We start from the raw sequence: 24,088 nt of genomic DNA, 5'->3' as shown, positions 1-24,088 counted from the left end.
ATGAAAATTAAGCCACTGATCGCCTTTGTTCTGTTTTTGATTGTGTGTTTTATTTTTTTCAAAATAGATCGCCTTTTGAAAGATGGAGTCTTGATGATGGGGGAGCAAGTCAAGGCAGAGTTTTTGGATTTTCAAGCACAGATTAAGCAAAAATATCAAGAGCATATCGATCAGGCTTCAAGGATTAGAGAGCTTGTGAAATATCAGCAAGAAAGCGAGAGCTTGAGACTCCAAAACCTTGAATTGCAACAACAGATTTTGGAATATGCCAATTTCAACAAAATGCTCAAGCCCAATTTTGCTTCAATTTTCCCTGCACGCATTGATTCTTATGTCGAGCTTGGCAATTTTAAGCGTGTTTGGATTGAGGCTAGTCCTTTGGGCAATGCAAAGTTTTATGGGCTCATTGCAGACAATCAGGTGGTGGGTATCGCCAAAAAAGACGAAAATGACAGAATCATAGGCTTTTTGAACGGCGATCCCCAATGTAGCTATGGTGTGATGATTGGCGATGAGGGGATTCAGGGGATTGTCAAAGCAAATGGCAATCAAAAAGCTTGGGTGGATTTCATCCCTATGGGGAGTCTAATCAAAGTCGGCGATAAAGTCTTGACAAGTGGAAAAGATGGGATATTTTTCAAAGGAGCGTTTGTGGGGACTATCACTCAAGTCATCAAAAATAGTGGATATTTGAGTGCAGAACTTGATTTGAGTTATGATGTCAAATCGAGATTTTTGTGGCTGATTGCACAGCAAGAAAGGTGATCAATGAGTAAAATGCGGGAATATTTACACACTATTTTGACACTAGAAACCAAATCGCAACTAGATGCGTTTGTGAGTGGTTTGCAGACAATAGAGGCTCAAGAGATTGAGGCTTGGTTTGTAGAGGATAGGGCACTTGGTGTTGAGGTGGCACAAAACCTTGCGTGTAAGGTGTTGGATTTGGTGTTGCAAAAAGGGGAACTAGCCCACAATACTTATCTGTTGCTTTATGTGTTTTATGCTCCGATTGTGCCAAGTGATGGCTTTGTGGCTGATGAGAGACTCACAAATTATATTCAAACAGCACAACAATATTTTTTGGGGCAAAACATCGGCGAATATGAAAATCTAATGCTTCTAGAGCTTGAAGTGCTGTGTTTGATGTTGCAGGGTGAAGCTCAAATGGCAATCAAAAAATACATACAAGGCGTGTGCCACCTACAGATGCACCTCTCTTCGGCAGGGCAGACAGCAGAGTTTATCCGTCAATTTTTTCCAAAACTTGGGATTTCTATGGAGTTTTTTTTGGAATCTATCAAAGAGATTCTACACAAAGATCATTATATGCAATTGCCTATGATGCGTCGGCGTTCGATTTTGAATTGGCAGCTGCATTGCTTCTGGAATGTCTCAAGTTTTTTCAACCACCGCTCTTGGCTTGAGCTTTATGTATATTGGAAAGAATTGTTTGATCTGCATTTGCAAGATGACTCTTTGGAGAGTTTGGATCATTGTATGTATTTGCAATTTTTTATCTACCACATGTGTGGCAATAGCTATGAGAGCCAAAAACAATGGAAGGAGTTTTTGCAAGAAATCGATCTTGTGGCGTGTCGTGTTTATGAGGATTTTGCACAGAAACATGCACTTGCTTATGACGCAATGCCACAAACTGACAAGATTGTGATTGGTGTGTTGCGTGATCGATTGGTAGAAAACTCCCCTTTTAAGGTTGAGTATAGTTTTATGAAGCAGATTCTGCAAGATGAAGAGTTCAAACAACGCTATGTGATCAAAATCTATCCTATGAATTTGCTGGAAAAAAGTGAAAACACAAGCACTGCGATCAGTGACTATGAAGGATTGGGGATTGAGATTGTTGATGTGACTTCTACCTACAATCAAGATGGATTTTATAATTCACATTTGCAAAAGGCTTTGGCATTGGCTCAAAGAATCAAGCAAGATCAAGTGACTTATCTCATCAGCCCAAACAATGGCTATGGCATCAGTGATTTTGTGCTTTCTACGCGTTGTGCCCCTTATAGGATTTTTTGGTCGCACGGCAATTTCGTCTATGATATTCCAAGCCTAGATTGCAAAATCACGCATATTTGTGGCAATGAGGCTTTGATCAATCGCGAGGGCAATGCTTTTGTAGGCATACCTGTGGCAATGGATAGGAGATTTTACAATCCTTTGGTTTCAGACAAATTGATCGCCTCACATCGTGCAAGATTCCCAAAAGAGGCTTTGATATTGGGCACGATCGGGCGTTTGGTGAAAATCAATAGTTTGCCCTATTTGCAAATGCTTGTGAGGATTATGCGTCATTTCCCCCAAAGCATTTATTTGGCTTGTGGAAGTGGCAATATTGCTGAAATTGAGGACAAACTGAAGTCTATTTTGGGTGCAGAATACGCTCAATGGCGAGAAAGATTCTATTTTTGTGGATATGTGGATAGTGGGGTTTATGGGCATATTATCGATTTTTGGCTTGATAGCTTTCCGATGGAGCAGGGGGAAAGTCGGATTGAATATGTGGCGAAGGGCAAGTTGTCTTTGGTGCTAGTGAAGAATCCTCAAATGGTTCAAAAAGAGTGGATCACAATGGCTGTCGATGAGGAGGATTATTATCAAAAAGCACTCCATTTGCTTAGTCTCTCCAAAGCCCAAAAAGATGCCTTGATTGCCGAGAATATGGCAGGTCTTGAGCGTTATAATGAGAAAAGAAACAAAATGGGGGTGAGCCATTTTCTAAATATGTTGCAAAGCCTATGCAAAGAGTCCTGATACTTAGTGCTTCAAATCCTGCAGTCAATCCACGCCCTAGGCGTATGATTGATAATCTGATCAGAACATACGAAGTGAGTGCGATGGGGATTGGCACAGGTGCGATCTCTGGTGTTAAAACCTATTCTTTTTCTGCCTATGTGAAGCGTAATTTTTGGCAAGAGTGCGGTTTGTATGTGGATGTTTTCTTGAGGAAGTGGGATAGGCTCATCTGGACAGAAAATCGACTAGAAATTGTCCCTTTTTTGCAAACAGAAACTTTTGATTTTGTGATTTGTTTTGATTTGCCATTGTTGCCTATTGCTTTGCGGTATAAAAAACAAGCAAAAGTGATTTTTGATGCACAGGAGTATTTCCCTTTGTGGCTTACTTCTAGTTTGAGATGGAATATACTTTTTAAACGCTTTAATGATGAGCTTTGCAAAAAATATTTGCCACAATGCGATGCTGTTTTGAGCGTATCTCCTAGTTTTGTAGAACGCTATCGACAAGAATATGGAATCAACCCCATTCTGTATCTTTCTCTCCCTTATTTTTATGATTTGCCAGAGCCCAAGCAAACGCACTTGCCACTTAAGATTTTGTATCACGGATCGCTTTCTGATAATCGCAGTATCGAGGAGCTTGTCGGATTGAGCGAAAGGCTTCATCAAGATTTGGAGCTTCATTTGGTTTTGGTGGGAGGAGAGGCACAATATCGCAAAAAAATCGAAGGAATGATAGAAAAGAGACAGAGAAATGGGCAAAAAATCTTTTTGCATTCCCCTGTATCTTTTGATGAGATCATTCCTTTTGGAGCCCAATTTGATATTGGTTTGTATTTTATGCCACCCAAAACCTACAATCTCCTTGCAACAATCCCCAATAAATTCTTTGAATACATTGGCTCATCTTTGATGGTTGTTTCAACGCCCAATACAGATCTTGTACCATTGATTGATGTTTATGGAGTTGGGAGGGTGAGCGATGGGTTTGATGTCAAATCTGTAGCACATCTTTTGAATAAGTTGCGACCTGATGAGGTGTATGCCTATCGATGTGCTTCCCATAAGGCACATCGGCAATTAAACAATCAAGCCAATCAAACCCAGATCATCAATCTTTTGCAGAGTTTGGGGTGATCGCTAGATCCTAGTCTCTAAGAATCACAACGCAATTTTGTAAGCTTGGTGATTCCCAAATACAGCACAAACCCTGCCACACTTGTCAGAATAATACTTGCTCCACTAGAGAGATTGAAATAAAAACTAAAGATTAATCCCACAAAGCAAAACAGGCAATTAAAAATCACCGAGAGTATCATCATTCCTTTGAGCGTTTGGCTTAGGTTTTGGGCAATAAATGGGGGAATGCTCAAAAGTGCGATGACCAAAATCAAACCCACAGCCTGCATACTAGCTGTGATACAAAATGCAATCATTATCATCATTGTGAAGAAAAATTTTTGCGAGGCGATACCGCGGGTTTTGGCAAAATCCTCATCATAACTCAAGGCTTGGAATTGTGGGAAAAAGAAAAAAAGCAAAAGAGAAAACACCAATGCAAGGATTGCCATAATGTATAGATTTTGAGTGGTGATTAGGAGAATATTGCCAAAAAGATACCCCATCATATCGGCTTTGTATCCATCAGAGAGTTCAATCAAAATGATTCCAATAGCCATACCAAAAGCCCAAATCGCACCAATGAAATTATCGCTGTGCGTGCGGTATCTAGAGATGAGATAAGCCATCACAAGAGCAAGAACAAGGCTAAAAAAACTAGCACTCAGCAGTATTGGGAGACCAAAATAGACACCCAGCCCCACTCCCCCATAGGCTCCGTGTGTCAGTGCCCCTGCCACATAAGAAAGTCGATTGATGCTGATAAGACAACCCACAATCCCACACAAAAGGCTAATAGGCAAAATCCCCAAAAGGGCATTTTGAATGAAAGGCATTTGAATCAAACTCAAGATTTCATCGAGCATCGCATTGCCCCATAATATGATGTTTGCATCCAAAATCAGCAATCAGAGTGTCTTGATTTTCGGGGATTTGATATAGCGTAAGAGAGTGTTGTAGATAGGCAATATGTGTGCAATGGTGCAAGAGGAGCGATAAATCGTGACAAACGATAATGATCCCAACGCCTTGGGAATGCAAGGTTTGCAACAAAGCAAAAATTTCATTGGTTGAAAAAGAATCAATACTTGCTGTGGGCTCATCAAGAATCAGAAGTTTGGGATCAGAGCACAAGGCTCTAGCCAACAAAACCTTTTGCTTTTGCCCTCCGCTCAAATCAGACATTTTTCTATCTTTTAGATCCAAAATATTCAGTCTTTCCATTGTCTCATAAGTCTTGTTTTTGTCAGCCTTGCGATAAAGTCCTATGGGTGCCACTCTACCCATTTGGACAATCTCATTGACGCGAACGGGGAAATGTGGGTTGTGGTTGGAATGCTGTGGCACATAGCCTATAGCATCAAGACTCAATGCAAGGGTGATGTTTTTTGGTCGAGGGATTAGGTTGAGAATGAGTTTGATGAGCGTGGATTTGCCTCCACCATTTTGCCCAATGATCCCAAGAAATTGAGAGGAATGGTAAGTGAGATTGATGTGATTTAGGATGCTTTGTGTCCCATAACAAAAATCCAAATCTTTGATTTGAATGAGTGGATTCATCAGTTGTGCCATTATTGCCCTGCGAGTTCATCGGCAATCTTGAGTAATTCAGCTTCCCAATCATAGGCTAGGGGATCTGTGACAAAGACTTTGGCACCACAGGATTTTGCGATTGTTTGTGCAGATCGGGTTGAAAATCCATTTTGCACAAAGATTGTGCGGACATTGTGTTGTTTGGCGATTTGGATGAGTTGGTTGAGCTGTCTGGGTTTTGGCTCTTTGCCTTGTAGTTCGATAGGGATTTGATGTAGATGGTAGGCTTGAGCAAAATAACTCCACGATGGATGATAGACGATGAAATAGCGTGAGGGGATAGAGGATAGTTTTTGCGTGATGTTTTGGTGCAGAGTGTTGATTTTTTTGAGAAATCTTTGGAGATTGGCTGTGTAGAGGTCTTTGTTTTGTGGATATTTCTCAATCAAAATGTCTGCAATATTTTGTGCCAAAGTTTTGGCAATGATTGGGCTTAACCAAATGTGAGGATCTTGCTCTTCATCGTTGTCTTCGTTTTTGTGATGATGGCGTGTTTCTTCGTGTGTGATGAAGTGTATGCCTTTTGTGATGGATACAATGGAGAGGTTGGGGAAGTTATCGTGGATTTTGGGAATCCAAATCTTTTCAAATTCTAAACCAATGGTCAGATAAAGATCGCTTTGATTGAGTTTGGTGAGATTTTGGGGTTTGAATTCAAAAGTATGGGGATCATTGCCTTGAGGAATGAGTGTGTTGATTTGGACACTATCTTGGGCAATTTGATATACAAAATACGCTTGTGGGGGGATTGTCACAGAAACAATCGGCTTTGACAATAGGCTACCAAAAATAGTGATGGCTAAAAGTATCGTTCTCATTTGATATTCCAACTTTTGTAATTTTTCAAGTAATGATTGCTAAAATTTTACTCTATTTTTTTGGAGGTTTTATGCGTCTTTTAAATATCGTTGGGGCACGCCCACAATTTATCAAGCACTCTGTGATGCAAAAGCAGTTTCAACATTATGGCATTGAGGAGATTTTGGTGCATACAGGACAGCATTGCGATGATATGATGAGCTCTGTGTTTTTTGAAACCTTGCAAATCAATCCACCCCATTATCACCTCAAAAGCGTTAGTTTGGGGGCTATGCTTGAGGCACTCAAAAAAGAATTGGCAGATTGTGATTTTGATGCTGTGTTGGTTTATGGAGATACGACTTCTACTTTGGCTGGTGCTCTGTATGCCAAAGAGCGTAAAAAGCTACTGGTGCATATAGAGGCAGGGCTTAGAAGCTATGATATGCAAATGCCTGAAGAAATCAATCGCGTTCTTACAGATCGCATTGCTGATTTTTTGTTTGCACCTACAGAGATTGCTCTGAATAACTTGAAGTTGGAGGGATTTTGGGGGGATAGGGGCAAAGGATGTGCGTATTGGGGTGGCGATGTGATGGAGGATGCTTTTAGATTCTATAGCAAATCAGCCATTTGTCCGGATGGATTGGAAACAAGTGGGGATTTTGTCGTATGCACTATGCATCGTCAGAGCAATGTTGATGATAGGCAGAGACTAGAGTTTTTGCTTCAAGGATTGGGGGAATTGCAAGAGCAGATTGTTTTGCCATTACATCCAAGAACATTGCACAAGATTCAAACCTTTGATTTGACAATCCCTACTAATTGCGTAATGCTTCCTCCTCAAGGGTATTTTGAGATGTTGTGGTTGTTGCAGAATGCCAAAGCTGTGATCACAGATAGTGGGGGATTGCAAAAAGAAGCTTTTTTTGCAGGGAAGCCTTGCCTAGTTTTGCGAGATTGTAGCGAGTGGATGGAGTTGGTGCAGAAACAAGCGAGTATTTTGCTTGGCAATGAAACTTTGCCACAAGCATATCAACGGATGCTAGGGCTACAAGTTGCCCCACTTGATTTGTATGGTGGTGGCAAGAGTGTCGATAGGATCTTATCAACACTCAAGGCAAATATCAGATAAGATCAAACCGGCAAGACACGGATTTGGGGGCTAAGGTGTTCGTGCAAGGTGTGTTCGATCGCATAAAGTGTCCCCGTGCTTGCTGAAGCACAGCCGTGACACGCACCTTTGTAGCGGATAAAAACATCTGTCAAGCCATCTTGAGCATTTTGGACATCGATGATTTCCAAATCTCCGCCATCCATTAAGAGCATCGGACGAATGTGCAAATCAATCATTTTGTCAATCGCCTTGCTTTTTTGCACGATTGTCATTTCTTCAAAACTTAGATCTCCAATCTCTACTTTTTCTGCATTTTCTTTGAGATTTTCTGTTTCCATTTCAAGACGCGTATCACGCAAAATATCTACAAGATAGTATTCTTTGGCTTCGTGTCCTCCGGCTTTGACACAGCTTTTGCAAAATGCACCTGCTTTTGTGTAGTTTGTGATTTCTTCCACACTTTTGAGGTCATTGAGGCGAATCACCTCTTTGATTGTGCTTAGGCTAACTCTTGCACATTCACAAACAATAATCTCACTTTCAAAATCTTCCATATCTTTGCCAAGATAGATAGAGGCTGCCTTTTTGATGACATCATAAGCCATTACAGAGCAGTGCATTTTTTGACCCGGCACGGCAGGTGTGTCAGGATCATCTCTCAGTGCTTTTTCGACATCAAGATTGGTGATTTTTACTGCTTCTTGCACGGTTTTGCCCACGCAAAGCTCCACCATCATATCGCTACTTGCAATCGCTGTGCCACATCCAAAACTTTTGAATTTTCCCTCGATGATGACATCGTTTTGATCGACCAACCAATACAGACGCACTGCATCTCCACAAGATTCTGCACCATAGTCTGCGATGATGAGTTTTGCGTTTTTTGCATCCGCTTCTTCTTGTGTAATCACGCCAAGGTAAGTTGGATTGTCCATTCTTTGTGCTACTTTGTTGCTATAAGCATCCCACAATGCTCCGCCAACCAATTCACTTTTACCCATTTTGAATCCTTTATGATAATTTGATTAATATGTGCTAGAAATCTCTCTCAAGCGTTTGATTGATTGATTGAAGACTTTGATTGTGTAATCAATCTCTTCTTGAGTGTTGAAACGAGAGAGAGAAAACCTAATCGCAGTGTGTGCTAGTTCTTTGTCTGCTCCGATTGCAGACATCACGGGATTTGCCTCCAAATCTTCACTGGCACACGCACTGCCCGTTGAGGCTGAAATCCCTGCTTTGTTGAGATCCCATAGCATTGCCTCACCCTCAATTCCTCTGATACTTGTAAGAATCGTATTTGGCACTTTGAGCTCTTTTTTGCCCACAACCAAAATCTCATCATTTTGCAAAATCGCATCTTCAAGACGATCTCGCAAAGCTCTCACAATCGTATTTTCATATTCAAGTCCATCTACGGCAAGTTTCATAGCTTCGCCCATTCCAACAATATATGGGACATTCAAAGTGCCACTTCTATGCCCACCCATATGCTCCCCTCCGTGAAAAAGAGGGGTGAGCTTGACGCCATTGCGAATGTATAGCCCACCAATGCCTTTTGGTCCGTGAAATTTGTGGGCAGAAAAAGAAAGAAAATCTACATTTGCTTTGATCACATCAACAGGGATTTTCCCAATCGCTTGAACGGCGTCAGTGTGGAATAAAACTCCTTTTTCTTTGCAAATCTCACCAATTTCTTGAATCGGAAAAATGATCCCTGTCTCATTGTTTGCCCACATCACGCTCACTAGGGCAGTCCTATCTGTGATAGCTTCTTTGACTTGTTGTGCGGTAATTCTTGCATCTTCATTGATGGACAAATATGTCACTTCAACCCCAAGGGTTTCCAAAAACGCACAAGTGCTACGCACTGCAGGATGCTCAACCTCTGTGGTGATGATATGATTTTTGTGTTTGCCCAAAATTTCATCGAAATACACTCCTTTGAGAACCCAGTTGTTGGATTCTGTGGAGCAAGAAGTGATGATGACATTGTCTTCATCTCTAGCACCAATTCCTGCATAGAGCTTGTCAAGGGATTCAGAAATAGCGGGATGAACTTCTGTCCCAAGCCTGTGCAAAGAGCTTGGATTGCCATACTTTTCGCAAAAATATGGCAACATCAAATCCATCACCTTTGGATCAACTTTGGTCGTTGCATTATTATCTAAATATGCCTGCATTCATACTCCTTAATTTGTCACATAAACGAACAATTTTGTTAAAAAATTAAATAAAATTAAACCTTTGACCTTATACCCAACAAAAAATAATAATTGTCTTAAAAATTAAAAAATCTCCAAAAGCTTTTGTTTGGTTTGTTCAAAATCTATTTGCTCTTCAGAATCTTGTTTGAGAAAATTTTCTAGCCATTCCTTTTTGTCGATTGCTTCATCAAGCTCGGCATCATTGCCCTTTTGGTAAGCTCCAATACGGATCAATACTTCATTTTCTTTGAGAATCGAATAGAGTTTGCGAAATTTTTGTGCCGCTTGTTTGTGGGGAGTGTCAATAATATCCCCCATCACTCTTGAGGCAGATTGCGTGATGTTGAGGGGAGGATAAATCCCAAAATCTGTCATCTCTCGACTCAAGACAAAATGTCCATCAAGAATACTGCGACTTTGATCAGCGATTGGATCGCTCAAATCATCGCCTTCCACCAAAATGGTAAAAAACGCTGTGATCGCTCCTTTGCCTTCAAGTTTCCCCGCACGCTCCATTAATTGTGGAAGGAGTGTGAGTGTTGATGGAGGGTAGCCTTTTGTTGTGGGGGGCTCACCTAGTGCCAAACCGATCTCTCTTTGTGCCATTGCAAAACGCGTCAGAGAATCCATAATCAAAAGAACATCTTGCCCTAAATTTTGGAAGTATTCTGCAATCGCCATTGCACTAAAGGCACCATATTTTCTCATCAGCGGAGAATCATCACTTGTGGCAACAATCAAAACGGTGTTGTCTAGATTTCCTTTTAGGTTTTTTTGAATGAATTCTGGCACCTCTCTACCGCGTTCCCCAATCAGAGCGATGATTTTGATAGGTGCTTTGGAGCCACGCACAATCATACCCATAAGAGTGGATTTGCCCACACCACTTCCTGCAAAAATGCCGATTTTTTGCCCCTTACCCACGCTCAAAAGTCCATTGATGCTTTTGATCCCAACATCAAACACTTCATCAATGATTCCCCTTTGCATTGCACTTAGGGGTGGTTTCATAATAGGGGTGTGGTCAATACAGCCCAATTCCCCTTTGCCATCGATTGCTTCACCCAATGGATTGATGACGCGTCCCAAGAGCTCCTCTCCTACGGGGATTTGCAAACCTGTTTTTTGCAAATAAACTTTGTCACCATTGCGATGCCCTTCGACAAAAGAAAAAGGAGTGATAGAGAAATGATTTTCTGTAATCGTGCCAACGATACCTAGTGTGCTAGTTTGTTTGGCTTCGATTCTGACAATATCACCAATACAGGGATTAAGTCCTTCAGCGATCAAAGTGGTTGGTTCTACGGAGGTCAAAATGCCAAATGATGGGGAGAGGTTTGGGCGAGAATGCTTTAATTTGTCTTTTAATATAGAAAAGGGCATCAGTCATCCTTGGCTAAAATTATGCTTCGCTTTCTTGCAATAAAAAGCTTAGGCTTTTAAAAATGAAAATAATTTTGTTAGAATTTCACGAAATTGTAACTTGAAATTTTGTAATGAAGGAAGAATATGAGTCTGAAAGTAGAAAGAATCAACGAGGCAAATGCTATTGCGTCAGGTGTGATACCATCACAAGTGGTTGATAAGAAATATGAGGAGATTTGCAAGAAATACACAAAGCTTGTGAGTGTCAGTGGCTTTAGGAAGGGCAAAGTGCCACTTAGTATGGTGAAGCAGCGTTTTGGGGCACAGATCCAGCAAGATGTGGAGCAAGAAGTTGTGCGTGCGAGTTTTCAAGATGTGCTTAAGGAATTGGAGGTCAATGAGGATAAAATTTTGGGTAATCCCTCTATTACGAAGTTTGAAAAAGTAAATCAAGACATTAATGTTGAGTTCAAAATGAGCATTGCTCCCAAGATTGATTTGTCCAAACTCAAATCTTGCGTTCCTAGCGTGAAAATCAAAGCACCAAGCTTGAAAGAGATTGATGAGAGACTTGATGAAATCGCAAAGCATAATGCACCACTTGTGGAAGCCAAATCATCAGTCAAACTTGCAAAGGATCACACTGCAAATATTGATTTTGAGGGGTTTGTGGATGGCAAAGCTTTTGATGGAGGCAAAGCTGAGGGCTTTGATTTGTTGATTGGAAGTGGGCAGTTTATCGCAGGGTTTGAAGATCAACTCATAGGGATGAAAAAAGGCGAGGAAAAAGACATCGAGGTCACTTTCCCCAAAGAATATCCAGCAAAGGATTTGGCAGACAAACCTGCTGTTTTCAAAGTTAAACTCAATGCAATCAAAACCAAAGACGCTGTGGTGCTTGATGACGCATTGGCACAAAAACTATTACAACAAGAAGACGCCACATTGTCAAAATTGAAAGAAGAAATCAAGCAACAACTTATCAATGAAGCAAAACAACAAGCCTATAATCAAGAATTGAAGCCAAAACTAGTAGAGAAAATTTTGGAAACAATCCATTTTGATTTGCCTGATTTGATTGTTGAACAAGAAATGAATATTTTGCTCAATAACTATGCACGCACACTTTCTCAAGAAGAGCTTGAGGCATTCCAAAAAGACAGCAAAGCTATCGAATCAAAACGCAAAGAGTTTGAAGAAGAGGCTCAAAAAAGCGTCAAAATGACTTTCATTGTTGATTTGGCGACAAGAGAGTTTGGTTTGCAGATACAGGATAATGAAGTGATGCAAACTATTTATTATGAGGCGATGATGTCTGGGCAAAATCCTAAGCAGATTCTTGAGTTTTACCAAAAAAACAATTTGTTGCCAGCGGTTAAAATGGCAATGTTGCAAGATCGCTTTTTGGTGATGTTGCTTGATGAGAAATATGCTCTAAGTGTTTCACAAGAAACAGCAGAATCTCAACCTGCAAAAAGCACAGAGAAAAAACCAAAAACCAAAAGCAGCACCTCGACCACACAAAAAGCCAAGGCAACAAAGGAAAAATAATGAATTACATACCTTATGTAATTGAAAAAACTGGGAGGGGTGAGAGAAGCTATGATATCTATTCACGCCTTTTGAAAGATCGCATTGTGCTATTGAGTGGAGAGATTTGCGATGAACTAGCTTCCTCAATCGTGGCTCAACTGCTGTTTTTGGAAGCAGAAGATCCACAAAAAGATATTTATCTGTATATCAACTCACCGGGCGGCGTGATCACAAGTGGGTTGAGCATTTATGATACGATGAATTATGTGCGTCCTGATATTTGCACGATTTGTATCGGACAAGCCGCATCAATGGGGGCATTTTTGTTGAGCTGTGGAACCAAAGGCAAACGCTATTCTTTGCCCAATAGTCGCATTATGATTCATCAGCCTTTGGGTGGGGCAAGGGGTCAGGCAACAGACATTCAAATCCAAGCTCAAGAGATTTTGAGACTCAAAACTTCGCTCAACAAGATTTTGGCAAAAAATACAGGACAAAAGTTGGAAAAGATTCAGCAAGATACAGAGAGAGATTTTTTTATGAGCGCACAAGAGTCAAAAGAATATGGGCTTATTGATATGGTTTTGGAGTACAATAGACTCAACTGACATAATTTGTGGGTGGATAGATTGCAATAGTGAGGTGAATGATGTCGCAAGCTGATAAAAATTTTTTGGGAGAGATTGAGGAAGACACAAGGCAAAAAAATGAAAAAATTGCACACAAGACAAATGAGATTGCAAAAAATGTAATTTCCGAATTGGAAAAACAAGACATTCCTTTGTTCCCTCAAAATTTTGAGGCTTATTTTGACAAATTGGCAAACGATACAGATGATCCAGAATACAAAGAGTTCATCCAAAAGATCGCAAGTTTGACACACGAAAGCGAAACGCGACTGCTTGAGTTTGAGATCAGTGTGCGTGATGGATTCAAAAATATGAAAAGCATTTTGGAAATCACCAAAGACATTTATCAGAATCTAATCCTTGCTCAACAGATCGTGCAAAAGCGTTCCGATGCAATTCTAGCGATTGAGAATCCATCAACTTTTCAAAATGCTGTCCAGCTTTTTGTGCAAGATTTGGAAAATGTGCAGAAAAACACTCAAGACCAGTTGATGCAAATGCGTGAGGTGTTTGAAAGAATAGCCAAGAATATTCAAGCTGTAAATGAAAACACTTTGTATGATACGCAATACGGAGTTTATAACAAACGATATTTTGTTTCTTTGTGTATGCGTGAAAAAGAGTTGTTGGATCAAATCTCCAAAAGCTCGACTTTTGTGGCATTTGGTTTCTCTAAGCATTTTTTGCTTGATTTGAAAAGCAAAGAATTTGTGAAGATTGCTATCCGCTCTGCAGCGAAGTTGTTTTTGAAATACCTAAAAGGAAAAGAGCCGATTTGCTATTATGGAAATGGGCGTTTTGTGGTGTTTGTCAAGTATATTGAGAGTGCAGAAGTGGTGAAAAAAATGCAGGAGATTTTGGATTCTGCTAAGGAGAGCAGTATTTTTCTCAATGGCGATGAAGTCAAGCTCAAAATGTGTGCAGGGGTTTTCACATCTACCAATGTTTGTGGAGTGCAAGAGTGTATTGCAAATGCCAATCGTTTGCTAGATGAGGCGTTTTGTGAAGAGAGGGATTATAAAGCTGAGGAAAGAATGTGATTTTGCCTATTTTGCATTATCCAGATCCTATGCTCAAGACAATATCCCAAGAAGTGGATGTGTTTGATTCAAGTCTGCATCAACTTTTGGATGATATGTATGAGACAATGATAACTAATAATGGAGTGGGTCTTGCTGGGATACAGGTGGGGGTCTCAAAAAGAATCTTACTTGTCAATATTCCACGCGAAGATCAGAAGCAATACAAAGAGGATTTGTTTGAGATCATCAACCCTCGCATTGTAGAAAAGAGTGGAGAGATTTATTTCACAGAGGGGTGTTTGTCTGTTCCTGATTTTTATGAAGATGTCTTGCGTTTTGAGCATATCAAGATTGTTTATCAAGATCGCTACGGGAAGCAGCAGACACTAGAGGCAAAGGGTTATTTGGCTGTTGCGATTCAGCACGAAATGGATCATTTGGAGGGCATTTTGTTTGTTGATCGCCTCTCTATCCTCAAGCGTAAAAAGTTCGAAAAAGAGCTTAGACGCATCCAAAAAGAGCGTCAAAAGAAATGATTAACACAATTTTTTGTGCCACATTTTATGAGAATGGTGCAAAGATTGTTGAAGTGGAGGGTGGCTTTGCAAGAGGGCTACCTAGCTTCAATATCACAGGACTTGTGAGCCATTCAATCCAAGAGGCAAAGCATCGCGTCCAGTCTGCCTTGTCTCATTTTGACATCAAGCTCCCACCGATGAAATTCACCCTCAATCTCTCCCCGTCAGATTTGCCAAAGAGCGGGACGCATTTTGATTTGCCTATCGCACTTTTGGGGGCATTGCACAAACAATCGTTGCAAGAAGAGTGGTTTGCTTTTGGTGAGCTTGGGCTTGATGGGAGCTTGAAACATCAAGACAATATTTATCCACTATTGTTGCAAATTGCACTTGAGCGACCCAATGCCAAAGTGATTTTGCCTAGTGGAGGGGAGGAGGTTTTTGCTTTTATTCCTTCACTAAATCTGTATTTTGCCAAAAACCTAAATGAGGCATTGCAGATGATTACGATGCAAGAGGGGGTGCCATATCAGAGGCTGGAAGTCTCCTATCCATTTGTTGAAGTCAATCAAAACCATTATTACTATTTGCAAGATTTTGAGTTGGATTTTGTCGATGTTTTGGGGCAGGAGGTTGCTAAGCGTGCGAGCTTGATTGCGGTGAGTGGATTCCACAATATCATTTTTGAGGGGAGTCCGGGATGTGGCAAAAGTATGATTGCCAAAAGAATGCGTTACTTGCTCCCACCGATGAGTTTGGAGGAAATGATTGAGTGTGCCAAAGTGCAATCTATGGGTGGGCAAAGTGTGTCTTATTCTCCATTGCGACCCTTTCGCGAACCCCACCAAAGTGCATCCAAATCAAGCATTTTGGGTTCTGTGAGCAAGCTTCAGGCAAAACCCGGTGAAATCGCCCTTGCACACCATGGGCTTCTGTTTTTGGATGAGTTGCCTCATTTCAAAAAGGATATTTTGGAGGCATTACGCGAACCCCTTGAGAATCAAACTCTAGTGGTTTCACGCGTGCAAAGCAAGATCAAATACTCGACTTCATTTTTGTTTGTCGGAGCACTCAATCCTTGTCCTTGTGGGAATCTACTAAGCACTAGCAAATCTTGTCGCTGCCAAGAACGCGAGATCAGTGCTTATCGCAATCGCTTGTCAGAGCCATTTTTGGACAGGATCGATTTGTTTGTGCAGATGTCTGAGCTCAAAGAGCAAAGTGTCGGTATGAATTCTAAGCAAATGCAAGAACAAATGTTTGGGGCATTTATCGCACAGAAAAAGCGAGGGCAGACAGAATTCAACGGCAAGCTCAATGAAAAAGAAATCGCAGAATTTTGTCAGCTTGACAAAGAATGTCAAGATTTGCTCAAGCGTGCTTGTGAGCGTTTCGCACTGAGCTATCGTGGTGCAAACAAAATCAAAAAAGTTGCACGGACAATCGCTGATTTGGATGGCAGCGAGCAGATTCAAAAATCTCATTTATTAGAGGCTTTTAGCTATAGGAAGCTTTCATAAAGGAATAGGATGAAAAAATATCATATCAAGCATTTGGATTGCCCAAATTGTGCCAATGCTTTGGAAGATGGGTTGAGGAAATGTGCATTTGTGCAGAATGTGAGGATTGATTTTGCTTCTGGTGTGATGTTTTTGGACACTTCGGATTTTCCTGCCGTGCTAAAAGCGATTGAGGAGATTGAGAGTGGGGTGGCTTTGATTCCCTTTGAGGAAGAATCAAGTGAAGGCAAAAAAACAGGCGAGATTGTATTTTTGGCTACTTTGATTGCTGGGTTTTTGTTGTGTGTGTGGAGTCTGCATAGTGGGGTGATGAAGCCACTTGCTTATGCTGCTTTGTTTTGTATTTATGTTGTAGCTGGGATCCCTGTATTTAGGGGGGCTTATAAACGCATTTTGGCAAAGGAGTTTTTTGATGAGCATTTTTTGATGCTTTTTGCAACTATTTCAGCAGTGTGCATTGGGGCATATCTTGAGGCGGTGGCAGTGATTTTGTTTTTTCGTGTTGGTGATTTTTTTGAGAGAATGGCTGTGCATCAGTCGCGTAAAAATATCAATGCCTTGATGGATTTCAACCCCTCTTTTGCGTGGAAGAAACAAGCAAATGGAGAAGTTGCAAAAGTAATGCCCCAAGATCTAGAGGTCGATGATGTGGTGGTCGTGCGTGCTGGAGAGAAAATCCCAAGTGATGGCATTGTGTGCAAGGGCGAGAGTGAAGTGGATCAAAAAGCACTCAATGGAGAATCCCTCCCTAGATTTGTGGGCGTGGGGGATAGTGTTTTGGGTGGAAGTATCAATCTTGTTGGGGTGCTTGAAGTGCGTATCACCCAAAAATATGAAAACAGCACAATCGCAGGGATTGTCGATTTGATTGCAAATGCTAGTGGCAAAAAAGCAAAAACTGAAAAAATGATCACAGCTTTTGCGCGTATCTATACCCCTATCGTGCTTGTTGTGGCGGTATGTTTGGTGGTCTTTGCTCCATTGTTGGGATTTGGAAGTTTTGAGGAGTGGTTTTATCGTGCTTTGGTTGTCGTGATGGTGAGTTGCCCTTGTGCATTGGTTTTGAGCGTGCCTTTGGGATATTTTGGGGGAATTGGGGGTGCGAGTAAAAATGGCATTTTGATCAAGGGGGCAAATATCCTTGAAGCTTTGGCTAAGGTGCAGAAAGTGATGTTTGATAAAACTGGCACTTTGACACAGGGGGCTTTTGAAGTGGTAAAAATCGTCCCTTATGGAGAATATCAAGAGTTGGAAGTGCTCAAACTTGCATTGTGTGCAGAGCATTTGTCCAATCACCCCATTGCCCAGTCTTTGCAAAAATGTGCCAAAGATCTTGAGTGGAAACATCAGCCGATTCAGCACACTCAGTTGGGAGGTATGGGGATCAGTGCTCAATGTTGCGGGCATAAGATTTTGGTCGGAAATTTGGCTCTGCTTGAGAGCTTTGGGGTGCAGTATCCAGATGTCAAGCTAGAAGATACAGCGATTCATATAGCACTTGAGGGGAAATATGTGGGGCATATCATCATCTCTGATGAACCCAAAAAAAATGCTAGTGCCGTGATTGCACGATTGAAGAGTGAGGGGATCGAGGTGGCAATGCTTAGCGGCGATAATGCAAAGATTGTTCAAAAAATTGCCAAAAAGCTAGGGATTGAGGAAGCCTATGGCGATCTTTTGCCCAAAGACAAACTCGATCTATTTGCCTCAAAGAAACAAAAGATCACGGCATTTGTCGGAGATGGTGTCAATGATGCACCGGTGTTGAATTATGCAGAGATTGGGATTTCTATGGGGATTTCAGGGAGCGATTTGAGCAAAGAGAGTGCAGATGTCATTTTGGTCAATGATGATTTGAGCAAAATCCCTCAAGCCATTGAGATTGCCAAAAAAACCAAAAAGATCATCGTGCAAAATATCGTTTTTGCCTTGGGTGTGAAAGGGGTGTTTATCGTGCTTGGCGTGTTTGGTGTGGCAGGAATGTGGGAGGCTGTCTTTGGTGATGTGGGTGTTGCACTCTTGGCTTTGCTCAATGCAAGCCGTATCGTGCGTGTCTAGCGAATGGGGCGATTGATTGGGGATTTGGCAAGTTGTTGCCCTTGCAAATAGAAATTGTTCCCTCTAGAATCAATGGCGACAATGCAGGGGAAGTTTTCTACTTCAATCCTTGCAATCGCTTCAGCTCCCAAATCTTCGTAGGCTAAGACTTCATATTTTTTGATTGATTGGGAAATCAACGCTCCAGCTCCGCCAATACATACAAAATACACTGCCTCATATTTGACAATCGCATCAATCACCTCTTGTGAGCGGTAGCCTTTGCCAATCATAGCGCGCAAACCACACTCTAAAAGTGTGGGGGTATAAACATCCATTCTTCCGCTAGTTGTTGGACCTGCAGATCCGATGACTTCTCCGGGGTTGGCAGGAGAGGGACCCATATAATACACACACTCTCCTTGTAGGGAGACAGGGAGTTGTTGGTGGTTTTGGATACATTCAAATAGGCGTTTGTGTGCTGCATCTCTTGCAACCAAAAAATGCCCATTGATTGAGACAGATTCGCCTGCACGCAGGTTTTTGAGTTCTTCGTGTGAGAATGGGGCTTGTAAGATTTTCATGTGAATCCTTTAGAGTGTGATACTTTTGTGTCGCACGGCATTGCAGTTGATGTTGATTGCCACGGGCAATCCAGCGATGTGGGTGGGATACCATTCGATATTGACGCCAAAAACCGTGGTGTCTCCTCCCAAACCTTGAGGACCGATACCTAGTGCATTTGCCATCAACACAAGTTCATTTTCAAGCTCTGCATATTCTGGGGTTTTGTTGTGCGATCCGATTTCTCGCACTGCTGCCTTTTTGGCTAGGATTGCACATTGTTCCATTGTCCCACCAATCCCAATGCCAATCAGCAACGGAGGGCAAGAGTTGGGTCCTGCATTTTGTAGGGTTTGGATAAAAAACTGCTTGATTCCACCCAAACCTTGTGCAGGAGTGAGCATTTGCAATGCACTTTTGTTTTCACTCCCAAAGCCTTTGGGGGCAAGCGTGATGCTCAAAGAATCTCCCTCCACGATATTGTAATGAATCACCGCAGGAGTGTTGTCTTGGGTGTTTTTGCGTGCAAACACAGGATCGCTTACGATGGATTTGCGTAGATAACCTTGAGTGTATCCCTGTGCAACGCCTTGCTGAATCGCATCTGTGAGCGATCCGCCTTGGATTTGCACTTCTTGTCCCAGATCTACAAAAACAACGCACATTCCCGTATCTTGACAGATTGGGATTTGTTTCTCTTGGGCGATTTGGTGGTTTTTGATGAGTTGTGAGAGAATCTCTTTTCCTAGCATTGAGCTTTCTTGTTGATAAGCGACACCAAATGCTTGGCTCACATCTTTTGTGACATTTTTACAAGCTTGGATGCAGAGCTTTGCTACTTCTTGAGTGATGGTATGAGTGTGAATGACTTTCATTGTTTCCTCCTAAAACATATCGCGTTCCCAAAAGAAATCAATCCAATCTGTTGGCTCTTGGATTGAAAAATCCGCTTGAATGATTGCACTTGTTTTTTGAAAGATTGTAGCTGTATAAAACTCAACTTTGGGATGATTGTTTTTCAAAATCTCTACAATTTTTTGAAGACTTTTACCACTATCTACAATTTCATCAACAATCAAAACTTTTTGTATATCTGCAGGGATTGTAGGAAGGTTTTTGACAACCAACTCCCCTTGCTTGTCTTGATTGTAGGATATTGCATTGAGCATATAGACTTCGCGTAAATCCCAACGCAAAGAAAGAAAATGTGCAAGAGTTAAGCCCCCCCTAGCAACGGCAATAATGGCATCAGGGCACCCAATGTTTGTGTCAATTTGTTGGTGCAGTTCTTTGGCGTGTTGTAAAAAATCTTGATAGCTGTAATATTTCATTTGATTTCCTTTGATTAAAATTCATTAAGCTCACGATAAAGGCTATCTCTCTCAATCGCCCTAAATCCCGCATCTTTGATTTTGTAGATAAGCTCTTCTTGAGAGATTCCATTGGAGCTTTTTGCCCCTGCTCTTGATTGTATGCTTTCAACCTGAATCGTTCCATCAATGTCATCTGCCCCAAATTCTTGTGCGACAAGGGCGAGATTGAGTCCAAGAGTCGCCCAATACGCTTTGATGTGAGGGATATTATCAAGCAAGATTCTAGCAATGGCGATAGTTTTGAGGATTTCTTGGGCAGATGGGCTCTGTTGGATTTTGAGAAAATTGTTTTGGGTTTGATAAAGCAATGGGATAAAGGCATTGAATCCTCCATTGCAAGAGGTGTTTTGTGTGTGTTTGAGACGCAAAATATGATCAATCCTGTGCAAACGGCTTTCGATATGCCCAAAGAGCATCGTAGCATTGCTATAGCGTCCCATTTTGTGCCACAAAGAATGGATTTCTAGCCATTCGTGCGATTTGACTTTGCCGTGGCAGAGTTTTTTTCTGATGTCTTCATCAAAAATCTCTGCACCTCCTCCGGGCATAGAATCCACTCCATTTTTTGCCATATCCTCCAAGACGACTTGATAACTTTTGCCAAAGCGTCTTGAACAATAATCCACCTCTGCTGCAGTCATTGCTTTGATGTGAAGCGATGGGAAGCTTTCTTTGAGAGTTTTAAACATTGAAAAATACCATTCATAAGTGTAATTGGGAGAGTGGGAGCTGACAATATGCACCTCTTTGGCTCCGTTTTTGATGGCTTCTTGAGTGTGTTTGAGAATCTCATCAAGATTCATTTCATAGGGATTTGGATTTTTGCGACTCGCAGAGAAAGCACAAAACTTGCAAACATCAGCACAAATATTGCTAGGATTGATATGGCGATTGATGTTGAAAAAAACCTTATTGCTATGAAGTTTGCGACGCTTTTGATCTGCAAACTCTCCTAGTTCTAGCAAGTCATAATCATAAAGTTTGACAAGTTCAGAAGCACTGAATTCCACCCCACTATCGATTTGTTCTAAAAGCCCCATATATGTTCCTTAGATATTGCAAAATGAAATCAAGTGAGATTCTAGCAGATTTATCCACCTGTATAATAAAACGCTCTTGCACTATGTTCATTCTTTTGGTGGTCCCATTGGTTTTTCTCAGGCTTGTTTTTGACAGAAAGCAGTAGAGCTTCTTGCATTTTCGCCTTGTCGCCTGAGAGCATAGCATCTCTTACTTCAACAGCGTCTTGATAATACAAACAAGGGCAAATGACTCCCTCGCTTGTGAGACGCACACGATTGCAGCTTTTGCAAAAATCATCATTGTGGGGTGCAATGATTCCAAAAACTGCCCCATTGGTGAGCTGATAGTTTTTTGCAGGACCAAGAGAGTGTTTTTCTAGTGGAGCAAAAGAATGTGCTTGAGAGATTGTTTGGAGGATTTCTGCTTCGCTGAGTCCTGTGATTGTTGCATTGGCGTGAGTGTTTTCCATATACTCGATATAACGCATTTGGAAGTGGTTTTCTATGCAGAAATTCAACATTGCGACAATCTCATCATCATTGATGCCTTTGAGTGGCACCATATTGATTTTGATAGGGATACCCACTTCTTTTGCTGTGTGGATGCCTTTTAGGACTTGTGGCAACACATCTCTTTTGCTAATCAACTGAACTTTGTGTGCTTGAAGGGAATCCAAAGAGATATTGAGCCTTCTGATCCCAGAATCTTTGAGCTTTTGGGCGTATTTCTCTAGAAAATACCCATTTGTCGTGAGTGCCAATTCTACCTCGGGTGCATAATGATGGATTTGTTGGATGAAGTCAGTCAAATCAGGACGCAATAGAGGCTCACCTCCGGTGAAACGGATTTTTTTGATTCCTTTGTCAATGGCAATTTTTAAAAACTCAAGCATTTTATCAAGCGGGACAAGAGAACTTGTATCTGTAAAATCATCGGGCGTATTTGGCATACAATATTGACATCGAAAATTGCATTGTTTGGTAACTGAAACGCGTATATATTCGATTTGGCGTCCAAAGGTATCAATCAGCATTGAAACTCCTGCTAGTTTTAGAAAATCCTATCAAATCATTATGTTTATAAAAATATAACGAAAAATTCTGATTTTTTGTGAAGCAAAGTATGATTTTCGTATGATATGCTTAATGAAACATAAAACAATCCAAAGGTGTGTATTTGTCAAACTTGCAGATTCAAGAAATCCCATGTGTGATTTTGTGTGGAGGCAAAAGCTCAAGAATGGGCGTGAATAAAGCCCTCCTGCAATTTGGTCATCAAACATTAGTAGAGTATATGTATGCAAAATGCCACCAGCTTTTTGCTGAAACTTATTTGGTGTGCAAAGAGCATTATGGTTTGCTTGATCCCAGAGTGATTTTGGAGCCACAGGGGATTTTTGCCCCATTGGTTGGAATCAACACAGCTTTTGAGACGCTCAAAAGTCAAAAAATCTTTGTGATTAGCGTGGATGTTCCATTTTTTTCTATCGCGTGTTGTCGTGATATGTTTGTGTTTCTAGAGCAATATGAAATCGTTTTTGCAAGGAGTCAGGGGCATTCTCATTATTTGTGTGGATTTTATGATTTGGCGATTCTCCCAAAGCTCCAAGCACAACTCAAGCAGCAAAACTACAGAATGTCTGATTTGGTCAGCCAAACTCGACATATTGGAGTGTTTTTTGATGATGAAGCGATGTTTGCCAATCTCAACACTCCACAAGATTATCAACAAGCTCTAGCAAGGATTGCAAATGGCTAATGATGAAGAAAAAACAGAAGCCCCCTCCTCGCGTAAAATCGCCAAGGCTAGAGAGGAGGGCAATGTCGCCAAAAGTCCTGAAGTCACGGGGTTTGTCGGATTGATTGCAGGAATTGCTATGATTTTTTTGCTTTTTTCTTTTTGGGTCGAGCATTTTCAGGCAATCTATATTCAAGTGTTGGCTTTCTTGAGGCAAGAGCTCAATGTCGTAGATGTTTTGAATCTAGGCTTTGCTCTTCTTTGGCAGATGTTTTTGCTCGTGATGCCAATGTTTCTAGCGTTGATGCTTGTTGGGGTTTTGGGCAATGTGCTTCAGTTTGGATTCTTGTTTGCCCCCAAGGCTATTATGCCCAAGCTCTCAAAAATCAACCCCATCACAGGGCTGAAGAATGTTTTTTCTCTCAAGAAGCTTTTGGAGGGTTTGATGATCACTCTGAAAGTTTTGTTGACATTTGGAATCGGATTGGCTGTGTTTGTTTTGTTTTTGTCAGAATTGAGCAAGGTCAGTCGTTTGAATATTTTCAATCAAATGATTTGGTTCAAAGAGAAAGCATTGATCTTGATTGGTGTTTTGCTTGTGCTGTTTGCAATTTTGGCGTTGGTGGATTTGATGATCAAAAGGTATCAATATACAAAGTCTTTGAAAATGAGCAAAAAAGAAGTCAAAGATGAACATAAGCAACAAGAAGGAAGTCCAGAGATCAAACAAAAGATCCGCCAGATGCAGATGAAGGTCGCTATGAGTAGAATGATGCAAAACATCCCTAGTGCGTCTGTGGTCGTTACAAACCCTACGCATTACGCTGTGGCTTTGCGATTTGATGCACAGGATCGAGAAAAATTTGGTGTGCCTGTTGTGGTCGCAAAAGGGATTGATCATTTGGCAATCAGAATCAAAACAATCGCTAGAGAACATGAAATCCAAGTGATTGAAAATCCCCCACTTGCTAGGGAGCTTTATGCAAGGATTGAGGTGGATATGCCCATTGAAGATGATTTGTTTGCTGCTGTGGCTGCTTTGCTTAGAGAGGTGATTCGTTTGGAGAGTTTGCAGGGCAAGGCTAATCGCTTTAAGTTTTAAAAATAATTTTTGCTATGATTAGATTTATAGAAGTTTAGAGATTATAGAATTTGAATTTACAATCAATTT

Annotated in this window: 23 protein-coding genes; 12 read left to right on the top strand and 11 right to left on the bottom strand. The window is 41.1% G+C overall.

What is annotated here, in order from left to right:
• From mreC to BBW65_RS04730, 3 genes are read left to right on the top strand one after another with little or no spacing between them, the layout of a single operon-like run.
• Positions 1-765 (top strand): rod shape-determining protein MreC, encoded by a 765-nt coding sequence (mreC, locus tag BBW65_RS04740; RefSeq protein WP_066340456.1) that lies wholly within the window; start codon positions 1-3, stop codon positions 763-765.
• Between the two features lie 12 nt (positions 766-777).
• Entirely contained in the window at positions 778-2,778 is a 2,001-nt protein-coding gene (locus tag BBW65_RS04735) for a hypothetical protein (protein ID WP_199919387.1), read from the top strand.
• A complete protein-coding gene (locus tag BBW65_RS04730; RefSeq protein WP_066340452.1) occupies positions 2,763-3,899 on the top strand; it encodes a glycosyltransferase family protein in 1,137 nt (378 codons plus the stop codon). The genes BBW65_RS04735 and BBW65_RS04730 overlap by 16 nt, the downstream gene beginning before the upstream one ends.
• 17 nt (positions 3,900-3,916) lie before the next feature.
• Here BBW65_RS04730 and BBW65_RS04725 read toward each other — a convergent pair whose 3' ends face one another.
• The 3 genes from BBW65_RS04725 to BBW65_RS04715 are packed head-to-tail and all read right to left on the bottom strand — an operon-like array spanning position 3,917 to position 6,292.
• A complete protein-coding gene (locus BBW65_RS04725; RefSeq protein ID WP_066341823.1) occupies positions 3,917-4,735 on the bottom strand; it encodes a metal ABC transporter permease in 819 nt (272 codons plus the stop codon).
• 1 nt (position 4,736) lies between these two features.
• Positions 4,737-5,441 carry a metal ABC transporter ATP-binding protein gene (locus tag BBW65_RS04720; RefSeq protein WP_199919386.1) on the bottom strand — a complete coding sequence of 235 codons (705 nt, stop codon included), beginning with the start codon at positions 5,439-5,441 and terminating at the stop codon, positions 4,737-4,739.
• Positions 5,442-5,452: 11 nt separating this feature from the next.
• Positions 5,453-6,292 (bottom strand): metal ABC transporter solute-binding protein, Zn/Mn family, encoded by an 840-nt coding sequence (locus tag BBW65_RS04715; RefSeq protein ID WP_066340448.1) that lies wholly within the window; start codon positions 6,290-6,292, stop codon positions 5,453-5,455.
• A gap of 71 nt (positions 6,293-6,363) precedes the next feature.
• On the opposite strand from BBW65_RS04715, the gene wecB reads away from it, so the two are divergent.
• Complete coding sequence (gene wecB / locus BBW65_RS04710; protein WP_066340445.1) at positions 6,364-7,407, top strand: non-hydrolyzing UDP-N-acetylglucosamine 2-epimerase; 1,044 nt, start codon at positions 6,364-6,366, stop codon at positions 7,405-7,407.
• Between the two features lie 2 nt (positions 7,408-7,409).
• On the opposite strand, the gene BBW65_RS04705 is transcribed toward wecB, so the two are convergent.
• The 3 genes from BBW65_RS04705 to fliI all read right to left on the bottom strand — a co-directional run bounded on the left by BBW65_RS04705 (position 7,410) and on the right by fliI (position 10,979).
• On the bottom strand, positions 7,410-8,390 hold the full coding sequence (locus BBW65_RS04705; RefSeq protein ID WP_066340442.1) for an iron-sulfur cluster assembly scaffold protein: 981 nt from the start codon (positions 8,388-8,390) through the stop codon (positions 7,410-7,412).
• A 24-nt stretch (positions 8,391-8,414) separates the two neighbouring features.
• On the bottom strand, positions 8,415-9,572 hold the full coding sequence (locus tag BBW65_RS04700; RefSeq protein ID WP_066340437.1) for a NifS family cysteine desulfurase: 1,158 nt from the start codon (positions 9,570-9,572) through the stop codon (positions 8,415-8,417).
• Between the two features lie 105 nt (positions 9,573-9,677).
• A complete protein-coding gene (fliI, locus tag BBW65_RS04695) occupies positions 9,678-10,979 on the bottom strand; it encodes a flagellar protein export ATPase FliI (protein ID WP_066340435.1) in 1,302 nt (433 codons plus the stop codon).
• 126 nt (positions 10,980-11,105) lie between these two features.
• On the opposite strand from fliI, the gene tig reads away from it, so the two are divergent.
• From tig to BBW65_RS04665, 6 genes are read left to right on the top strand one after another with little or no spacing between them, the layout of a single operon-like run.
• On the top strand, positions 11,106-12,512 hold the full coding sequence (gene tig / locus BBW65_RS04690) for a trigger factor (RefSeq protein WP_066340432.1): 1,407 nt from the start codon (positions 11,106-11,108) through the stop codon (positions 12,510-12,512).
• The gene (gene clpP / locus BBW65_RS04685; RefSeq protein ID WP_066340430.1) at positions 12,512-13,102 is read left to right on the top strand and encodes an ATP-dependent Clp endopeptidase proteolytic subunit ClpP; all 591 of its coding nucleotides are present in this window, start codon (positions 12,512-12,514) and stop codon (positions 13,100-13,102) included. Before tig ends, clpP begins: the two co-directional genes overlap by 1 nt.
• A 41-nt stretch (positions 13,103-13,143) precedes the next feature.
• Positions 13,144-14,163, top strand: coding sequence for a nucleotidyl cyclase domain-containing protein (locus tag BBW65_RS04680; RefSeq protein WP_066340428.1), 1,020 nt, complete (start codon positions 13,144-13,146; stop codon positions 14,161-14,163).
• Positions 14,160-14,681, top strand: coding sequence for a peptide deformylase (gene def, locus BBW65_RS04675; RefSeq protein WP_083986070.1), 522 nt, complete (start codon positions 14,160-14,162; stop codon positions 14,679-14,681). Before BBW65_RS04680 ends, def begins: the two co-directional genes overlap by 4 nt.
• The gene (locus tag BBW65_RS04670) at positions 14,678-16,183 is read left to right on the top strand and encodes a YifB family Mg chelatase-like AAA ATPase (RefSeq protein ID WP_066340427.1); all 1,506 of its coding nucleotides are present in this window, start codon (positions 14,678-14,680) and stop codon (positions 16,181-16,183) included. Before def ends, BBW65_RS04670 begins: the two co-directional genes overlap by 4 nt.
• Before the next feature lie 9 nt (positions 16,184-16,192).
• A complete protein-coding gene (locus tag BBW65_RS04665) occupies positions 16,193-18,241 on the top strand; it encodes a heavy metal translocating P-type ATPase (RefSeq protein WP_066340425.1) in 2,049 nt (682 codons plus the stop codon).
• On the opposite strand, the gene BBW65_RS04660 is transcribed toward BBW65_RS04665, so the two are convergent.
• The 5 genes from BBW65_RS04660 to moaA are packed head-to-tail and all read right to left on the bottom strand — an operon-like array spanning position 18,238 to position 22,213.
• A complete protein-coding gene (locus BBW65_RS04660) occupies positions 18,238-18,804 on the bottom strand; it encodes a Fe-S-containing hydro-lyase (RefSeq protein ID WP_066340418.1) in 567 nt (188 codons plus the stop codon). The two genes, BBW65_RS04665 and BBW65_RS04660, sit on opposite strands and share 4 nt — an antisense overlap.
• 9 nt (positions 18,805-18,813) lie before the next feature.
• Complete coding sequence (locus BBW65_RS04655; protein ID WP_066340415.1) at positions 18,814-19,659, bottom strand: fumarate hydratase; 846 nt, start codon at positions 19,657-19,659, stop codon at positions 18,814-18,816.
• Between the two features lie 9 nt (positions 19,660-19,668).
• Positions 19,669-20,115: a phosphoribosyltransferase gene (locus BBW65_RS04650; RefSeq protein ID WP_066340413.1), complete on the bottom strand. Its 447-nt coding sequence runs from the start codon at positions 20,113-20,115 to the stop codon at positions 19,669-19,671.
• 14 nt (positions 20,116-20,129) lie between these two features.
• A complete protein-coding gene (gene mqnE / locus BBW65_RS04645) occupies positions 20,130-21,197 on the bottom strand; it encodes an aminofutalosine synthase MqnE (RefSeq protein ID WP_066340411.1) in 1,068 nt (355 codons plus the stop codon).
• Positions 21,198-21,247: 50 nt separating this feature from the next.
• On the bottom strand, positions 21,248-22,213 hold the full coding sequence (gene moaA, locus BBW65_RS04640; protein ID WP_066340408.1) for a GTP 3',8-cyclase MoaA: 966 nt from the start codon (positions 22,211-22,213) through the stop codon (positions 21,248-21,250).
• A gap of 143 nt (positions 22,214-22,356) precedes the next feature.
• On the opposite strand from moaA, the gene mobA reads away from it, so the two are divergent.
• Positions 22,357-22,938 carry a molybdenum cofactor guanylyltransferase MobA gene (gene mobA / locus BBW65_RS04635; protein ID WP_066340404.1) on the top strand — a complete coding sequence of 194 codons (582 nt, stop codon included), beginning with the start codon at positions 22,357-22,359 and terminating at the stop codon, positions 22,936-22,938.
• A complete protein-coding gene (flhB, locus tag BBW65_RS04630) occupies positions 22,931-24,019 on the top strand; it encodes a flagellar biosynthesis protein FlhB (protein ID WP_066340401.1) in 1,089 nt (362 codons plus the stop codon). The genes mobA and flhB overlap by 8 nt, the downstream gene beginning before the upstream one ends.
• Positions 24,020-24,088: the final 69 nt, after the last annotated feature.

Source organism: Helicobacter enhydrae, from assembly GCF_001693335.1.
GTDB classification, from domain to species: domain Bacteria; phylum Campylobacterota; class Campylobacteria; order Campylobacterales; family Helicobacteraceae; genus Helicobacter_G; species Helicobacter_G enhydrae.
Note: the sequence above shows the minus strand (reverse complement) of the source record. Positions and strands in the feature narration are given on the sequence as shown.

What these genes read in the sequence shown, in the direction of transcription:
- mreC (WP_066340456.1), top strand. Translation starts at nt 1, where the DNA reads ATGAAAATTAAGCCACTGATCGCCTTTGTTCTGTTTTTGATTGTGTGT.
- BBW65_RS04735 (WP_199919387.1), top strand. Translation starts at nt 778, where the DNA reads ATGCGGGAATATTTACACACTATTTTGACACTAGAAACCAAATCGCAA.
- BBW65_RS04730 (WP_066340452.1), top strand. Translation starts at nt 2,763, where the DNA reads ATGCAAAGAGTCCTGATACTTAGTGCTTCAAATCCTGCAGTCAATCCA.
- BBW65_RS04720 (WP_199919386.1), bottom strand. Translation starts at nt 5,441, where the DNA reads ATGAATCCACTCATTCAAATCAAAGATTTGGATTTTTGTTATGGGACA.
- BBW65_RS04715 (WP_066340448.1), bottom strand. Translation starts at nt 6,292, where the DNA reads ATGAGAACGATACTTTTAGCCATCACTATTTTTGGTAGCCTATTGTCA.
- wecB (WP_066340445.1), top strand. Translation starts at nt 6,364, where the DNA reads ATGCGTCTTTTAAATATCGTTGGGGCACGCCCACAATTTATCAAGCAC.
- BBW65_RS04705 (WP_066340442.1), bottom strand. Translation starts at nt 8,390, where the DNA reads ATGGGTAAAAGTGAATTGGTTGGCGGAGCATTGTGGGATGCTTATAGC.
- BBW65_RS04700 (WP_066340437.1), bottom strand. Translation starts at nt 9,572, where the DNA reads ATGCAGGCATATTTAGATAATAATGCAACGACCAAAGTTGATCCAAAG.
- fliI (WP_066340435.1), bottom strand. Translation starts at nt 10,979, where the DNA reads ATGCCCTTTTCTATATTAAAAGACAAATTAAAGCATTCTCGCCCAAAC.
- tig (WP_066340432.1), top strand. Translation starts at nt 11,106, where the DNA reads ATGAGTCTGAAAGTAGAAAGAATCAACGAGGCAAATGCTATTGCGTCA.
- clpP (WP_066340430.1), top strand. Translation starts at nt 12,512, where the DNA reads ATGAATTACATACCTTATGTAATTGAAAAAACTGGGAGGGGTGAGAGA.
- BBW65_RS04680 (WP_066340428.1), top strand. Translation starts at nt 13,144, where the DNA reads ATGTCGCAAGCTGATAAAAATTTTTTGGGAGAGATTGAGGAAGACACA.
- BBW65_RS04670 (WP_066340427.1), top strand. Translation starts at nt 14,678, where the DNA reads ATGATTAACACAATTTTTTGTGCCACATTTTATGAGAATGGTGCAAAG.
- BBW65_RS04665 (WP_066340425.1), top strand. Translation starts at nt 16,193, where the DNA reads ATGAAAAAATATCATATCAAGCATTTGGATTGCCCAAATTGTGCCAAT.
- BBW65_RS04660 (WP_066340418.1), bottom strand. Translation starts at nt 18,804, where the DNA reads ATGAAAATCTTACAAGCCCCATTCTCACACGAAGAACTCAAAAACCTG.
- BBW65_RS04655 (WP_066340415.1), bottom strand. Translation starts at nt 19,659, where the DNA reads ATGAAAGTCATTCACACTCATACCATCACTCAAGAAGTAGCAAAGCTC.
- BBW65_RS04650 (WP_066340413.1), bottom strand. Translation starts at nt 20,115, where the DNA reads ATGAAATATTACAGCTATCAAGATTTTTTACAACACGCCAAAGAACTG.
- mqnE (WP_066340411.1), bottom strand. Translation starts at nt 21,197, where the DNA reads ATGGGGCTTTTAGAACAAATCGATAGTGGGGTGGAATTCAGTGCTTCT.
- moaA (WP_066340408.1), bottom strand. Translation starts at nt 22,213, where the DNA reads ATGCTGATTGATACCTTTGGACGCCAAATCGAATATATACGCGTTTCA.
- flhB (WP_066340401.1), top strand. Translation starts at nt 22,931, where the DNA reads ATGGCTAATGATGAAGAAAAAACAGAAGCCCCCTCCTCGCGTAAAATC.